Origin of the sequence: Brachyspira pulli (genome assembly GCF_036997785.1) — a bacterium.
GTDB classification, from domain to species: Bacteria; Spirochaetota; Brachyspiria; order Brachyspirales; family Brachyspiraceae; genus Brachyspira; species Brachyspira pulli.
This window is the reverse complement of the sequence record NZ_JAWLQI010000020.1, coordinates 1-16,592: the sequence shown is the minus strand read 5'-3', so window position 1 is coordinate 16,592 and position 16,592 is coordinate 1. Positions and strand designations below refer to the sequence as shown.

The following is a 16,592-nucleotide window of genomic DNA, read 5'->3' as shown; positions in this document are numbered from 1 at the left end:
AAAAAGAATATAAAAAAGCCTACACACATAAAAGTGTATAGGCTTGTAAAATTTCATTTTTTAATTATTTAAGTTCATTAATTTTTTTCATCATATCAGATTTTTTAGCAGCTGCTCTATTAGCATGAATAACTGATTTTCTTGCTGCTTTATCTAAAGCACTAGCATATTTTTTGAATTCTTCCATAGCAAGAGCTTTATCATTACTTTCTACAGATTTTAGAACTTTTTTCTTTTGAGTATTCAAGAAACTTTTAATTTTTCTATTATAAAGATTTCTAACTTCATTTTGTCTTAATCTTTTAGATGCTGAAGCTATATTAGGCATTATCGCTCTCCATGTTAAAATAAAAAGCGGAGTTGACGGGGCTCGAACCCGCGGCCTCCTGCGTGACAGGCAGGCGCTCTAACCAAACTGAGCTACAACTCCAAATTAGTTAAGGAATGACTGTATTATACTACTATTCTATTTTTTGTCAATTACTTTTTTTAAAAATACCAATTTTTTTTAAAAAAATGAGGCTTAAATATGAAAATATATTCAAACCTCATCAATAATCAATCAATTTACAGAATTAAATCATATTTGTACATCTTGACTATAATCTATGCCTTCAACTTCAAAGCCATGCATATTCATATAATCTTTTCTGAATAATGCTAAATCTGCTATTTCTTTTAAATTATCTTTTGTTAATTTATTCCAAGAATCTAAAACTTCTTTTTGAACATCTTCTCTTAATTCCCAGTCATCTAATCTTATTCTGTTTTCGCTGTCAACTGGTACTTCACCGCCATTATAAAGTTTTTCGTTCAAAAGTCTGTACATTTGCTCTATACAGCCCTCATGAATGCCTTTATTTTTCATCACTTTGAATAATATGCCTATATAAAGAGGAACTGTAGGGATAACTGCTGAAGATCTAGTTACTACTGCTTTATTTACTGATACATAAGCATGACCTTTAACTTTCTCCTGCATCTCTTTATCCAATTCATGTGCTGTTGCCTCAAGATGGTCTTTAGCCTTTCCTATAGTACCTTCTCTGTATACTGCTTTTGTCATTTCTGGCCCTATATAAGAATAAGCCACATTTATAGCATTCTCAGAAAGTAAATCAGCGTTAAGTAAAGCGTCTGTCCATAATTTCCAATCTTCTCCGCCCATTACTTTTACAGTAGATTTTATATCATCTTCATTTGCTGGGTCAATAGATACTTCTAATAACTCCTCTGTCATAAAATCAACGCCTATACCGTTATATTTCTTTCCTATAGGCTTTAAAGATGAACGGTAAAGTGTTCCTGTTGATTCATCTGTTCTAACAGGTGCTGCCAAACTGTATATAACTAAATCTATTTTTTCTCCGTTAAAGAATGTTTTAGCTTCTTTTATTACTTCTTCTTTTGAAGCATTTAAAAATGCATCTAATATCAAATTTTTATCTTCTATTCCGTCTCTTTTAGCACAAGCTGTGAAAGCTTCATTGTTATACCAACCTGGTGTAGCTGTTCTTCTTGCAGTAGCTTCTTTTTCAAATGATACGCTCATAGTTTTTGCACCAAGTCCATAAGCTATAGCTATTCTGCTAGCAAGTCCGTATCCGCCTGAAGCTCCTAATATCAAAGCGTTTTTAACATTAGATTTTACTTTTGGCTGTGATTTAACATAGTTAATTTGATTTTCTACTTCTTTAGCACAGCCTAATGGATGAGCTGTTATACATATATTATTTAATATTTTTGGCTCTACTACCATAGTTTTTTCTCCTATCATTGTTATTTTCTTTAATAAATTACAAACTAATTTTAATATACTTTATAATAAAATTGCTTTTTTTTCAATGAAAATAAAATGAAATCAAAATAATTATTAATTTAATAAAGATTCATCTAAACGTATGGTAAATAATTTCATAAATATAACATAAATAACATTAATAATAACTCTACATATATACAAAAAATAACTCATACGGTGTATATATTCTAAATTCTAATCACATTAGGGTGGGTGTGCTTTTTCTGAGTTTGTCATAAAGAAATTTAAATCATAATTTTTAATTAGGTATAAAATATAGAAGGGCGGCAAGTGTAAATAAAATTTCATAAATACTTATCTACTATTTTTTGATAAGTACCATTAGCCTTTATTTTTTTAAGTCCGCTGTTAATTTTATCAAGTAATATATTATCCTCTTTTCTTACAGCTATGCCATAACCTATTTCAGGATATTCTATAGTATCTACTATTTGTAAATCATTATCATCTCGAATATAGTTTATACTAAAAATTTTAGAGTTTGTCAATTTTTTTGTTGTTCTTTTTCCCGCCGCAAAAAGAACCAAAAAGTGCAATTATAAAATTAGTACTAAATCATACTAAAATTGTTTTACATGTAATATAAATTATCAATTTAAGCTAAAATATAGCCTTTTTGCTTCTTTGTGGCAACAAAAGAAGTGGGGTATGGGGCAAAGCCCCAGATATAAAAACAAAAATATAACTTTACTTTTGACAAAGTATAGTTGTTTAGGTATATACTGAAACTTTTTAAGTTTGTTTATGAAGGTCTTCTTATAACAAATATTTTTATACAAATCTATAATAAAAAAATAATTATATTGCTTTGAATAGTAATTTTGTTTCTATTTTTGATACATTTTAGTATTTTTTATATTAAAATATGTCATGATACAAAAAATCTAATTTTTATAGTACGGTGTTTATAAAAATATATCATTTTAAACAAAATTGACATTAAAATATTGTTTTTATGTTATTTATGTACTATAATATAAGAAGTGCGTTTTTGAAAATATTTTTAATGTATGAAAAAATAAATAATAAATTAATAAATTGTCCTTATTTTAATTTTATATAACTATTTAGGAATAGAACTATAATAAAAATTGTAAAAACAATTATGGTAATTATATTATCATTAATTATATCTTGTAATAATTCTTCTTCAAATAATAAATCAGATTCTGTATCGACCAATAAAACATTTGCAAATAAATTTATAAATGTAGGAATATATGTTTATGATTATCCTTTTGGATATTTATCTAATGGTACTATAGGCGGATTTGATTATGATTTGATGAATGAGATATCTAAAATTTCAAGTATTAAAATGAATTTTATTCCTATGCAATTTGAACAGTTAATGCCTGCTTTAGAAGCTAAAAAAATAGATGCTATTATTGCTGGTATGACTGTTACAGAAGACAGAAAAAAGCAGGTGAATTTTTCTGATAAGTATTATACATCAAGACAGGCTATATTACTAAATTAGAATGAAGACAAAATAAATACAGAAGAAGATTTAATAGGTAAAAAAGTTGGAGTTATAAGGGGTACTATTGCTGATACAATAATATCACAAAATCCTGGAATACAAATAGAGAGGTTTGAGACAGGAAGCAGTATTTTACTTTCATTAAAGGTAGGAAAAGTTGATGCAGCTATGTTTGATAAGGTTACTTGTGATCATTATCTTTCTTATGATAAAGACATTAAACTTGCTGAAGGTATTACTTTCCCAGAAGAAAATTATGCTATAGCTTTTAGAAAAGATGAAACAGCATTATTAAATGAAATCAATAAGGCTTTATCTGAAGTAATGAATAATGGTTCTTATAATACTTTGATACAAAAGCATTTAGGAACTAATCAGTCAACTCAATCTAATTAATAATTGCTTGACTTTTTATTAGATGTATATTAACTTTTAACAAATATTAAAAAAACATTTTTTATACAAATGAAAAAGATTATTATTTTTATACTATTTAGTTTAATAAGTTTTACCGCCTGTAGTAATAATTCTAATACAAATAATGAAGAAGATACTATAACAAATGAAATACAGATTGATAATAACAACTATTCTAATGAAACATTAAAAGTCGGTATATATATTTATGATTATCCCGTACTTCATTTAACTAATGATAATGCAGGCGGATTTGATTATGATTTAATGCATGAAATAGCTGATGCATCAGATTTTGAAATACAATTTGTTCCTATGCAGTTTTCTGACCTTATTCCATCACTTCTTAGAGATGATATAGATATTATTATAGCGGCTATGGCTATAACAGAAGATAGAAAAAAGATTGTGAATTTTTCTGATAGATATTTAACTGCTGGTCAAAGTATTGCAGTAACTAAAGAAAATACAAATATAACAACAACTAATGATTTGGTAGGAAAAACAGTAGGTGTTATAAAAGATACTGTTTCAGATATGATACTATCAAAAATGGAAGTTATTCGTCAGATAAAAAGATTTGAAATAGCAGGAAGTGCTTTTATTTCTTTAAAAGTAGAAAGTATTGATGCTGTTCTGATTGATAAACTTACTGGTATATACCTAAACAACTATACTTTGTCAAAAGTAAAGTTATATTTTTGTTTTTATATCTGGGGCTTTGCCCCATACCCCACTTCTTTTGTTGCCACAAAGAAGCAAAAAGGCTACATTTGGGCTTTAATTTAATAAATTATCTTACATGTAAGACAATTTTAGTATGATTTAGTACTAATTCTATCCTTGCACTTTTTGCAACTTTTTGCGGCGGGAAAAAGTTGACTAAAAAAATGACAAAGTTAAAAATTTTTGGTATATATAAGTTAAATGTTAAATAAATTTATAGAAATGTATTTATATTTAAAAATATTTTTTTATTAATTGGTCATAGAAACCATTTGTCATAATCACATCTAATCCATAATTGATTTTTTCCAGCAGCTTAGTATCTTCTTTTCTTATACCATAGCCGTAATCAGTTTTAGGAAAAGTTACTCCCGGTATTGATTTAAATGTATCATCAAGTTTAAGATAATTAATGATTGTACTTTCATCTAGTACAGCACCATCTATTTTTTCTACTTTTAATGATAATAAAACACTTCCTGTAGAATCAAATCCAACAACATTTACTCCTTCAATTGCTGATACAAGATCATCTGAAATTGTTCCTGATATTACCCCTATATTTTTTCCTTTTAAATCTTCTATTGTTTTGATATCTGTATTATCTTTATTTACCATAAGAGTTTGACCTGAACTATAATACTTCTTTGAGAAATTAAAAAGTTTCTTTCTTTCCTCTGTAATGCTTATTCCAGCTGATATTATATCCACTTGTTTATCTAATAAGCCAGGTATAAGGTCTATAAAGTCTTTTTGTACAAATTCCAATTTTAAATCTGATATTCTAGCTATTTCATTTAACATATCATAGTCAAATCCGCCTATATCGCCATTAGGCAAATGATATAGAAACGGATAATCATAAACATATCCGCCTACAGTGATAGTTTCTTTTTCATTAGAATCATTATTATTTGGTATATTTGTTTCCGGAGATTCTTGTTCTTTATTATCATTATTAGAAGTATTACCGCAGGAAGTAAAATATATAAAAGCAAATAGTATAAAAACAATAATTTTTTTCATCTGTGTAAAAATGCATCTCTTACTTTTAATATATATAAAAAATAATAATAAATATCTAAAAAAAATCAAGCAATTATTTTAGAATAAAATTAAAATAAATTTGTATCAAAATATTTACTAAGAAGACCATCATAAAAACCATTAGTCATAATCTGATTTAATGACTCATTAATTGTATTAAGTAAAGCATAATTCCCCTTTGAAACAGCTATACCATAATCTTCTTGAGGATAATCAAGTCCATCTAATAGTCTAATATTGTCATCATATCTAAGATAATAATCGCAGGTAACTTTATCAAACATAGTAGCATCTAACTTATCAACCTTTAATGAAAGCAAAGCACTGCCGCAATTATCAAATCTTTTTACTATAATATCCTTATTAGTTGAAATAATTGTATCTGAAATAGTGCCTCTTATAACTCCAAGGTTTTTTCCTTTAAGGTCATTAAATGTTTTTAAGTTGCTGCTTTTTTTTATTAATATTGCCTGTGTAGAAGTATAATATTTATCTGAAAAATCAATTAATTTTTTTCTATCTTCTGTGATTGTCATTCCAGCTATTGCCGAATCTATTTTATTTTCCTGCAATAAAGGAATAAGATTCTCAAACTGCATAGGCATAAATTTTATTGTTAATTCAGACAGTCTTGCTACTTCACTTATTAAATCATAATCGAATCCATTAATAGTATTATTACTTAAATAACTAAAAGGATAATCATAAACATAAATACCTACTTTTATTTGATTATTTGTTACTGCTGTATTTGTTTCAGGATATTTTATTTCATTTGATTTTTCAGAATCATCATTATATGAACTTTCACAGGCCGCAAATAGTAATATTATTAATATAGTTATTAGGTGTAATAATTTCATTTTCTTCTAAAATAAGTACTAAAAATCATGAATTAAGTGAATATTAGTTATATCATATATATATTATTAAAAAAGTCAATATTTCATACTTTACCATAAAATATTTTTATTGATAAGCTATTTGCAAAAACACCCTCACTATATTATAATATATCATCAATATTTAAGTATAATTTAATTATCAATTAATTTTTAAATTTTTTATAATAAGGATATATTTTTATCAATGTCATACTCTGAAAAAATTAGAAATTTTTGTATCATAGCACATGTTGACCATGGAAAAAGTACTTTAGCTGACAGAATTATAGAACATACCAAAGCTGTATCAAGCAGAGAAATGAAGGATCAAATATTAGATTCTATGGATATAGAAAGGGAAAGAGGAATTACTATTAAAAGTCAGGCTGTAAAATTAACATATAAAGCAAAAGACGGAGAAGTTTATACTCTTAACTTAATAGACACTCCGGGACACGTTGACTTTAACTATGAAGTTTCACGTTCTCTTGCAGCATGTGAAGGAGCTATACTTGTAGTTGATGCAGCTCAAGGAGTAGAAGCTCAAACTATTTCTAACTTTTATTTAGCTTTTGAAAATAATTTGGAAATTGTACCTGTTATAAATAAAATAGACTTGCCTGCTGCAAATATAGAACTTTGTAAAGAACAAATGGAAAAAGAATTCGGGGTAAATAAAGATGATGTAGTACTTGCCAGTGCTAAAAATGATATAGGTATAGATGAAATATTAGAAGCCGTTGTAAAAATGATACCTGCCCCAAAAGATAATACAAACAAAAAAACAAGAGCTTTAATATTTGACTCTTATTATGATCCTTTCCGCGGTGCTGTTATGATAGTGAGAATATTCGACGGCTCCATAAAGAAAAATGATAAATTACTTTTAATGGAAACAAAGGCAGAGTATGAAGTTGAAGAATGCGGAACTCTTTTACTTGGGCTTAAATCTGCAAATGAATTAAAAAGCGGCGAAGTTGGATATATTATAGCTGGTATTAAAAATATATCTGATATAAAAATAGGCGATACTATTACACTTGAAGATGATCCTTCCGATGAGCCTTTAATAGGATATAAAGAAGTTCTTCCAATGGTATTCGCTGGTATTTTCCCTGCTGAAGATGAAGATTATACTAATTTACAAAAGGCATTAGAAAAATTAAAACTTAATGATGCTTCTTTAGTCTATGAACCGGAACGCTCTATAGCATTAGGTTTTGGTTATAGATGCGGATTCTTAGGACTTTTACATTTGGAAATTGTACAGGAAAGACTTGAAAGAGAATTCAATCTTAACCTTGTAATAACAAGCCCTTCAGTAGAAGTAAAATTAAAACTCACAAACGGTGAAGAAAAAATAATTGATAACCCTGCAGACTTCCCTACTGCTCAGTATATAGAAAAATGTTATGAACCTTTTATTAATGCTTTGATAATTGTACCTACTGACTATTTAGGAAACATCATTTCACTTTGTATTGACAGAAGGGGAACACAAACTTCTTTAAATTATTTAGATGATAAAAGAGCCGAAATAAAATTTGATTTGCCGTTGATAGAAGTAGTATATGATTTCTATGATAAATTAAAATCTATTTCAAGAGGATATGCTTCATTCGATTATGATTTTTCAGATTTCAGAGAAAGCCAAATAGAAAAAATAGATATACTCGTACATGGTGAAGTTGTAGACGCTTTATCATTTATGGCACATAGAAGTAATGCAGAAACTAGAGGAAGACAAATAATAGAAAAATTAAAATATCTTATTCCAAAACACATGTTCCAAATACCTTTACAGGCTGCAATAGGCGGACGTATCATAGCACGTGAAAATATTAGTGCATTAAGAAAGAATGTTACAGCTAAATGTTACGGCGGTGATATAACAAGAAAAAGAAAATTATTAGAGAAGCAGAAAGAAGGTAAAAAAAGAATGAAAGCTATTGGAAGCGTAGAGATACCACAAGATGCATTCATAAGCGTATTGAAAACTGATGACAATAATAAATAATTTTAAATAAATAATTTCATAAGTACAAAAAGGAATATGTATTGTAAAATATATACCTAAACAAATATATTTTGTCAAAAATAAATTTACATTTTTGCTTTTATATCTGGGGCTTTGCCCACCGCTCTGCGTGCTTACGCAAGACCCCACTTCTTTTGTTGCCACAAAGAAGCAAAAAGTCTACATTTTTGGGCTTTAATTTAATAAATTATTTTACATGTAAGACAATTTTAGTATGATTTAGTACTAATTCCATCCTTGCACTTTTTGCAACTTTGACGAAGTCCGCAGAGCGTATGCGGCGGGAAAAAGTTGACTAAAAAAATGACAAACTTAAAAATTTTCAGTATATATTCCTTTTATTTTATAAAAAACAGTATGACATAAAAATAATGACATACTGTGCCAGTTCACTATAAAATTATATTAAATGTATATTAGTGTTTTTTATTAATGATTGTTTTTAATTCATTGAATTTTCTTTTAACTATAGACATCTCATCTCCTATTCTATCTGCTTTTTTGATCATAGCATGATATAAAAACCAATTATTATTTTCTCTATAACAAAATATTCTTATGTCATGGTATCTTATTTCCCATATATCATCATCAACCTTTTTATATAATTTAGACTGCATAATGATTTTATTAGAAAAAGATTCAGCTAAATATCTGATTTTAGATTCTATAGTTTCCCTTCTTGGATTATCTTCAATAAGAGAAACAACATCATCGGTTATATTGCAGGATATATACGGTAATGAAAAATATTCTTTTATGTTTAATCTTTCGTTCATAAAATACTCCTTTTAAAGTTTCTTGAATGCTTCATCAACATTCTTCCCTAATCATCATAAAGTTTTTAATTCTATGATAACACCAACCCCATATTACATTTAAGCAATATGCAAGGAAATAAAATAGTTGCAGATTTATAAATAATAAAAAATAAACTCAACTATCATGAACATAAATTACTGTCTTACCTACAGTAATAATTTTGACGTTTGCTTTTTAGTACTTACAAAAAATAGTAAGGTAAGTACTAACAACGTATTGATATATATGGCTGACTTACTAACAACCATAATATATTGGCAGATTCTTTTATAGTACATGTAAATAGTAAGTACAAAAAGTACTATAGTAATCTGTTAATCGTACCGGCTTATTTCAAAATCATCAATATACATGATTAAGTACTCAAAACAAAATATGAGTGCTTAGTACATGTATTTAATGTTTTGCTTAAGTCATTATCAATTTACTTAGCTTTTAACTAAAATATTAAACAAGTACTTAGCTAAATAGTATTAACTGATTTACTAAGCCATTAGCAATAACTTGACTTTTAGTACTCAAATAAACAGTAAAATGAGTACTAATCAAGTATGTATACGAACTATAATAGTATCGTAGTTAAACATTATTCATTAATATATCCTATAATGAACCAGCATTTTATATTATACTTAAACAACTATATTTTGTCAAAAATAAATTTATATTTTTAATTTTATATCTGGGGCTTTGCCCACCGCTCTGCGTGCTTACGCAAGACCCCACTTCTTTTGCGACTGGAAGGAGTACCTTTGGCGTGCCCCAAAGAAGCAGGCACAGCCCGCCTTCGGCGAAAGACTACATTTGGACTTTAATTTAATAAATTATATTACATGTAAGACATTTTTAGTATGATTTAGTACTAATTTTTACACTTGCACTTTCGCGAAGCGTATCCGAGTTTATCGAGGATATAATGTTCTTTGACGCTGTCCGCCTGCGACCGTAGGGAGTGCCTTTTAGGTATGGCGTGCGGCGGGCTTCGCCAAAAGAACAATAAAAAATTGACAAAGTTAAAAATTTTTATACATTTTTTTATCATAGCTACCATTTTTTAGGTCTGACACGAGGGCTTAATTTTTTAATTGTTGTTGCTTTTTTGGCTGATTTTTTAGCTGTTAATACTTTTTCAGACACTTTTTTATGCCTTCCTTCCTTATTTTTTCCAAGAAGTGTTAAGATTTTAGTCTTTCCTTCACAAGCATATTTATCATTAGGATTTAATTTTATTATTGTATTATAGCATTTTAAAGCTAAATTATAATTTTTATTTTTACCCTTATTTACTATTTCAGCTAATTGCTTATATATATTAGCCTTTTCTCTGTATGTTTCTATATCTTTATCATTTATTTTTATTATGCTGTCATAATTCTCTATAGCCAAATTATAATATTTTTTTATATTAGTATTGTTTGAACCGCTTATATCTGCTAATTGTTTGTATATATCTGCTCTTTCTCTATATATATCTATATTATTTTTATCTATACTTATTATTTTATTATAACATTCTATAGCTAGATTATAATATTTTTTACAGCTTTGTATTTTTGAACTATTTATATATGCCAAATGTTTATATATATCAGCTTTACCAATATAAGCATCTATATTTTTATTGTCTTTTTTTATCACTATATCATAACATTCTATAGCTAAATTATAATATTTTTTAGAACCGTTTACATCTGCTAATTGTTTGTATACATAAGCTTTTCCAATATAAGACTCCAAATTAGAAGAATCTTTTTTTATTACTAAATCATAACATTCTATAGCTAAATCATAATATTTTTTAGAACTGTTTACATCTGCTAATTGTTTGTATATATTAGCCTTACCAATATATCCGTTTATATTATCAGGATCTTTTTTTATTAAATCATCATAATATTTTATATCTGAATTATTTTGTTCTATATATTCTGTTAAACTATTTTCATTTTTCAATTCTATATTATTATGATTTAATATTTCAATCACTTTAGAATATAATTTATTGCTGTCTAAAACTTCATTAGTTTTATTTAGCTCATTATACAAATATAATGCATCATCATATTTATTTAGCATTATCAAAAATAATATTTTATAGGCATAAAAAACTTTATTATCATTTTCTAATTCAATCATATTATCACAGTAAATTAAAAGAGTTTCAATATATGATTTATCTTCAAATATAAATGATAAAGCCTTATAAAAATTATTTACAGCCTTTTCAAATTTTGATAATTTATATAATGTCATACCAATAATATAATAATATTTATAATCTTTTTGACCATTATATTCTTCAGCACTTTTTAATGCATCATCATAATATTTAATAGCTTCTTTATAATTAGTTTTTATTTCTAATATCTCTCCAATAAAGTAATATAAATCATATTTTGTATATCCAAGCTTGTTTGATTTATCAAATTCATTTAAAGATTCATCATATTCTTTTAACTCATAATAAATCAATCCCTTATAATAATAACAATTATAATTTTTATTATCTATTTTTATAGCATTATCAAATTCTTTTAAAGCCTCTTTATATTTCTTCAATTCATAATAAACTAAACCTTTATAATAATAACTATTACAATTTTTATTATCTATTTTTATAACATTATCAAATTCTTTTAGAGCCTCTTTATATTTCTTCAATTCAAAATAAACTAAACCTATATAATAATAACTATTACAATTTTTATTATCTATTTTTATAACATTATCAAATTCTTTTAGAGCCTCTTTATATTTCTTCAATTCATAATAAACTAAACCTTTATAATAATAACTATTACAATTTTTATTATCTATTTTTATAACATTATCAAATTCTTTTAAAGCTTCTTTATATTTCTTCAATTCATAATAAATTATTCCTTTATAATAATAAGAGTCTAAATTTTTATCATCTATTTCTATAACCTTATTAAAACAATCAATAGCTTCTTCATAATATTTAATGCCTATATCTTTTAATAATTTGCCTTTGAAAAAATATGATAAATAATATTCCTTGTCTAAGGATAAAGCCTTATCAGCACAATTTTTAGCTTCTTCATATCTTTCTAAATCAAAAAATGCTTCAGCTTTACTTTGATAATATTTTATTGATTTTTTAAGTTCCTTATTAAAATTAAGTTTCTTTAAACAATAAGATTCATTTTTGACCGTATCATAATAATTATTATCTATTTTCTTTACTATATTATAATACTCTATTGCCTTTTTATAATTTTCTTCAGAAGCAGTTTTATCAGCAATATTCTTATATTCATTTGCAATTTCATACAATGCTTTTATATTATTTTCATCTAAAGATATTATATTATTTAAACATTTTATAATATCTTTTTCTTTAGATTTTATCTTCTTTAGATATTCTATTTTTTTATAATAGCTGTTTATATTTGTCTTATCTAAATTAATAATATCATCATAACATTTAATAATTTTTTCATGAGATAATGAATCATCTTTCTGCATAATATCCAATTTTAATAATTTAAGCTCTATATCATTTTTATCCAATTTAATTGCTCTATCACAATCTTCAATAGCATAATTAATCATTGATAATTTATTGTATATGCTTGCTCTCTCTTTATATAAATCCTTATTTGAATCTTTATCAGAAGCCTTATCAATTTCATTATCTAATAATATTAATCTGTCCAATAATTCATCATCTATATAAGCATTATCATCGAATTTATCAAAATACTTATCAGGTTTTATATTAATATTTTCTATAAAAGTTTTTATTTCATAAAAATCATCTTCTGTTAAGTCAGGCATAACATTAACCATAGGAGGTATTACAATGCTTTTTTTCATTATGGAATTCATTTCATTATTAAAGGCACTTATTTTTGAATTAATATCTTTTACAATATCATCTATATCGTTATTTGAACTTGATAATAAAAGTTTAGATAAAAAATTAATTAATTTATTTACAGACTTTTTTGCATCAGGAATTAAATCCTCTTTTACTTCTTTTAAATTTATTTTTGCTGCATTTTCTTTTATTTTGTATATTTCTTTTTTTAATAAATACCCTTTTATTCCGCTTAACATACTATAACCTAGAAATTAATTTATTATATAATTATAAACCATTCTGTAAAAATTAATATCATTATTAATAACATCATAGAAAATACATCTATATAAAAATACAATATTTTTTAATAGAATTTATAAAAATAGGATATATTTTTTATAAAGGAATTTTTTATCCTTCCGAAAATTAACATAATAGTAATAAATAAAATTAGGAAGTAAATTATGGTAAATGGATTAGGTAATTTATTATCTTTTGTTGATACTAATGTTTCATCTAACAATAATGCTTATAACTTAAACAATTATAGTTATGATGATTCTTTCGCTAATATGTTAAATAAAACACAAACTGAAGAAAGTTATTCAGCTCCTTCTAGTGTTTCAAACAAAATAGAAAGACATACTTCTTCAGATAATAATAATCAAACAGAAACTAATTATAATGAGTACAACAATTATGATGATTATAATGAATATGATGCTACTAATTCTACAATAGAAGAAAAATTATCATCTAAAGAAAATGAAGTAAAAAAGACTGATAGTAATTCAAATAATGCTGAAGAAAAAAATGCTGTTAATGATTCAGAAGAAAAAGCTGTAAAAGATGAAACTAAAGTTGCTTCCGATAATGATGAAAAAAAGGCAGAAGAAAAATCTGATAAATCAAAATTAAATGGCAATAATGAAGAAAAATTAGCTTTAACAAAAGAAAAAGCTAAACTTGTTTTACAAAATGCTTCTGCTAATAATGAAAAAACATCTGAAGTAAAAGAATTAAATAACAAAGAAGCTTCAGTAGCTAGAACAGATAAAAAAGAAAATACTAAGAATTCTGAAGAAATAGAAAAAATCAAAAAACAAATAGAATCTTTGAATTTAGATGAATTAGATGAAGAAGATAAAAAAGAATTAGAAGATTTAATAGAATCATTAGAAACTTTAAAAGCTATGATAGATGCTGACAATAACATCGAAGAAGAAAAAGAAGTTTCTATTGAAGATATTAAAGATGATATAGAAGTTAAAGAAACTGATTCTACAGATAATAAAGAAATAAAAATAGCTTCTAATAAAGAAAATGAGAAAAATATAGAAACAAAAGATATCAATGTTGAAGAAACTGCTGTACAAACTGATAATACAATTATGGCAGATGCTAATATTGATATGAATAATGTTGAAAACAAATATGCTGATAAAGATACAGATGTAAAAAATAACAATAATAACAACGCTGTAAACAATACAATATCAGATGACAAAGGTGCAGAATTAACAATTATCAATATGAAAGATTCTGCAGAAGGTGCTAATTTGAAAGGATACAATCATTATAATAACAATGTATCAAAAACTCATAACAGCACTAATCTTACAGATAATATGATAAAATTCCAAGACTTAATGGGCAAACTTGTAGAAAAAGCACAAGTAGCAGTAAGCAATGGTAAAAGCGAAGTATTAATGAGTCTTAATCCTGAATACTTAGGAAAAGTAAGATTAAAAATAAGTATGGACGGAGATAATTTAATTGGAAAGATATTTGTAGATAATGCCGATGTTAAAGATATATTTACTAAGAATTTAGATACTGTAATATCTTCATTAAATGAAATAGGTATTAACATAGAAGGTTTTGATGTAATGCTTAGACAAGATATGCCTAACGACGGCGGATTTGGTGAAGAATTAGAAAATGCAGGAAACAGACTTGCTTTTGAAAATGACAACAATGTTGAAGAAGTAAAAGCAGATATAAAAACATATATAGTACCAGAAAGAAAATTAAATTTACTTATATAAGTAATTCTCGAAGCAGCAGAGAAAACAACTTTAAGGAGATAAATAAATGATTTCAGCAGATGCATTAAAAATGTCAGATAAAGAGATAAAAATCTTAAAACAGGAAGTTGGTGCTTTCAATTTACAGCATAATTTCCAGAGAGATCCTACTCAAAATTCTTTGGGTAAAGATGCTTTCTTAAAATTACTTACTGTACAAATGAGCCATCAGGATCCTTTGTCACCAATGGACAACAGAGATATGATTGCACAATTAGCTCAATTCTCATCAGTTGAACAGATGACAGAAGTTAATAAAAATCTTGATTCTATGAAAACTTTCTACTCAAGCCAAACAGGATATTCTATGCTTGGAAAGAGTGTTGAGGTTATGGACGAAGCTGGAAACAGATTCTTAGGCCCTGTTGAAATGGTTATGGAAAATGATACTGGAGTAGCACTTGCTGTTAGAACAGAAAACGGACTTATTACTGTACGTCCTGAAGATGTTATGATAGTACATTCAAGCGGTGATTTAATGGCTTCAGAAGCTGCTGCTGTTTCTCAAGTTAGACAAGCTCAAAGCGAAGATGAAGCAACAAAAATGTTCCAATCTTCTTTAGTTGATAAAGCTCAAGTTATTAGAAGACCTTCTGCTAATGATGAAAGCGGTGAACAAGTTAATAATGAGTTCGGAGATATGAGAGCTGCTATAGAGGCTGAAATCAATGCTGCTACTAAAAGCGAAGTTTCTGAAGTAGATAATGCCAGCTTAAATAAAACAGATAAAACTGCTGGTATGATGAAAGCAGAAGAAGCATTAATGAACAGCAAAGAAGGCGGAAACAAAACTATTAAAAAATAAGACATTTAAAGAAATAAGATTGTTGATAAATTAAAGCCTATGGAATTGTAATTTAATTACATTCTATAGGCTTTATTTTTTTATTTGTTTTTTAGCTTTATTCTAAATCCCACCCTATTTCTTTTAAATTTCTTTCTGTTATTTTTACTATATTTCCTTTTTAATTTTATACTGCTATTTTAACCCCCCCAAGTTATTTTTAAATTTATGATGCTTATACCGCACGCTGAATAAAATTAAATATATAATACAATTTTTAATTATAATATAATCATATAATTAAATTTCATTAACCGTGCATTAAATAGATTTTAAATTTAAAAATCATTTGGGCGGGCGTGAACATTTCTTTTTAAACAACAAAAAAGATAAAATCTAAAATTGAAAATAAAAGCAATAAAGATAGAGGGCGGGCAAATGTAATTAAATTAAAAAATATAAAATCATTAATTTTTATTAGAATTTAGATATTAAAAAAGGTATTGATAAAATGAATTACCTGTTTAAGAGCCATAGATATTGCACACTTTTAGTTTAAAAAAAGAAGGTATTCCTTATAATTTAAATTGCTATAAATAAACCCAAAGGAATACCTATGAAACAGTATAATGCACAACAGAAAAAAAAGATAG

11 protein-coding genes, 1 tRNA gene and 1 pseudogene are annotated in these 16,592 nt (G+C 26.1%); 5 read left to right on the top strand and 8 right to left on the bottom strand.

Annotation, left to right across the window (positions count from 1 at the left end):
- Window positions 1-64 precede the first annotated feature (64 nt).
- The 4 genes from rpsT to R4K56_RS06140 form a co-directional block, all read right to left on the bottom strand.
- A complete protein-coding gene (gene rpsT, locus R4K56_RS06155) occupies window positions 65-328 on the bottom strand; it encodes a 30S ribosomal protein S20 (protein ID WP_297299723.1) in 264 nt (87 codons plus the stop codon).
- A gap of 27 nt (window positions 329-355) precedes the next feature.
- Window positions 356-430: transfer RNA gene (locus R4K56_RS06150), tRNA-Asp, on the bottom strand.
- A gap of 150 nt (window positions 431-580) precedes the next feature.
- Window positions 581-1,759, bottom strand: a complete 1,179-nt coding sequence (gene fabV, locus R4K56_RS06145) for an enoyl-ACP reductase FabV (protein WP_335772978.1) — start codon at window positions 1,757-1,759, stop codon at window positions 581-583.
- A 347-nt stretch (window positions 1,760-2,106) separates the two neighbouring features.
- Window positions 2,107-2,310: a transporter substrate-binding domain-containing protein gene (locus R4K56_RS06140; RefSeq protein ID WP_335786896.1), complete on the bottom strand. Its 204-nt coding sequence runs from the start codon at window positions 2,308-2,310 to the stop codon at window positions 2,107-2,109.
- 617 nt (window positions 2,311-2,927) lie between these two features.
- Between R4K56_RS06140 and R4K56_RS06135 the strand changes: the two are divergent.
- Window positions 2,928-3,701 (top strand): annotated as a pseudogene (locus R4K56_RS06135) (transporter substrate-binding domain-containing protein).
- A 69-nt stretch (window positions 3,702-3,770) separates the two neighbouring features.
- Entirely contained in the window at window positions 3,771-4,511 is a 741-nt protein-coding gene (locus R4K56_RS06130) for a transporter substrate-binding domain-containing protein (protein ID WP_335786895.1), read from the top strand.
- A gap of 171 nt (window positions 4,512-4,682) precedes the next feature.
- Here R4K56_RS06130 and R4K56_RS06125 read toward each other — a convergent pair whose 3' ends face one another.
- Complete coding sequence (locus R4K56_RS06125; protein WP_335772942.1) at window positions 4,683-5,474, bottom strand: transporter substrate-binding domain-containing protein; 792 nt, start codon at window positions 5,472-5,474, stop codon at window positions 4,683-4,685.
- Between the two features lie 89 nt (window positions 5,475-5,563).
- Window positions 5,564-6,358, bottom strand: coding sequence for a transporter substrate-binding domain-containing protein (locus R4K56_RS06120; protein ID WP_335772941.1), 795 nt, complete (start codon window positions 6,356-6,358; stop codon window positions 5,564-5,566).
- A 226-nt stretch (window positions 6,359-6,584) separates the two neighbouring features.
- On the opposite strand from R4K56_RS06120, the gene lepA reads away from it, so the two are divergent.
- The gene (lepA, locus tag R4K56_RS06115; RefSeq protein WP_297297574.1) at window positions 6,585-8,396 is read left to right on the top strand and encodes a translation elongation factor 4; all 1,812 of its coding nucleotides are present in this window, start codon (window positions 6,585-6,587) and stop codon (window positions 8,394-8,396) included.
- Window positions 8,397-8,833: 437 nt separating this feature from the next.
- Here the strand turns inward: lepA and R4K56_RS06110 are convergent, their stop codons facing one another.
- On the bottom strand, window positions 8,834-9,196 hold the full coding sequence (locus tag R4K56_RS06110; protein WP_335759845.1) for a hypothetical protein: 363 nt from the start codon (window positions 9,194-9,196) through the stop codon (window positions 8,834-8,836).
- 1,087 nt (window positions 9,197-10,283) lie between these two features.
- Entirely contained in the window at window positions 10,284-13,322 is a 3,039-nt protein-coding gene (locus R4K56_RS06105; RefSeq protein WP_335786894.1) for a tetratricopeptide repeat protein, read from the bottom strand.
- Window positions 13,323-13,532: 210 nt separating this feature from the next.
- Here R4K56_RS06105 and R4K56_RS06100 point away from each other — a divergent pair, with 210 nt between their 5' ends.
- Entirely contained in the window at window positions 13,533-15,116 is a 1,584-nt protein-coding gene (locus tag R4K56_RS06100; RefSeq protein ID WP_335772939.1) for a flagellar hook-length control protein FliK, read from the top strand.
- Window positions 15,117-15,162: 46 nt separating this feature from the next.
- A complete protein-coding gene (locus tag R4K56_RS06095; protein ID WP_335759848.1) occupies window positions 15,163-15,960 on the top strand; it encodes a flagellar hook assembly protein FlgD in 798 nt (265 codons plus the stop codon).
- The last annotated feature ends 632 nt before the right edge of the window (window positions 15,961-16,592 follow it).

Excerpts from the sequence above, each read along its gene's own strand:
- rpsT (WP_297299723.1), bottom strand. The coding sequence starts at position 328 with ATGCCTAATATAGCTTCAGCATCTAAAAGATTAAGACAAAATGAAGTT.
- fabV (WP_335772978.1), bottom strand. The coding sequence starts at position 1,759 with ATGGTAGTAGAGCCAAAAATATTAAATAATATATGTATAACAGCTCAT.
- R4K56_RS06130 (WP_335786895.1), top strand. The coding sequence starts at position 3,771 with ATGAAAAAGATTATTATTTTTATACTATTTAGTTTAATAAGTTTTACC.
- R4K56_RS06125 (WP_335772942.1), bottom strand. The coding sequence starts at position 5,474 with ATGAAAAAAATTATTGTTTTTATACTATTTGCTTTTATATATTTTACT.
- R4K56_RS06120 (WP_335772941.1), bottom strand. The coding sequence starts at position 6,358 with ATGAAATTATTACACCTAATAACTATATTAATAATATTACTATTTGCG.
- lepA (WP_297297574.1), top strand. The coding sequence starts at position 6,585 with ATGTCATACTCTGAAAAAATTAGAAATTTTTGTATCATAGCACATGTT.
- R4K56_RS06110 (WP_335759845.1), bottom strand. The coding sequence starts at position 9,196 with ATGAACGAAAGATTAAACATAAAAGAATATTTTTCATTACCGTATATA.
- R4K56_RS06105 (WP_335786894.1), bottom strand. The coding sequence starts at position 13,322 with ATGTTAAGCGGAATAAAAGGGTATTTATTAAAAAAAGAAATATACAAA.
- R4K56_RS06100 (WP_335772939.1), top strand. The coding sequence starts at position 13,533 with ATGGTAAATGGATTAGGTAATTTATTATCTTTTGTTGATACTAATGTT.
- R4K56_RS06095 (WP_335759848.1), top strand. The coding sequence starts at position 15,163 with ATGATTTCAGCAGATGCATTAAAAATGTCAGATAAAGAGATAAAAATC.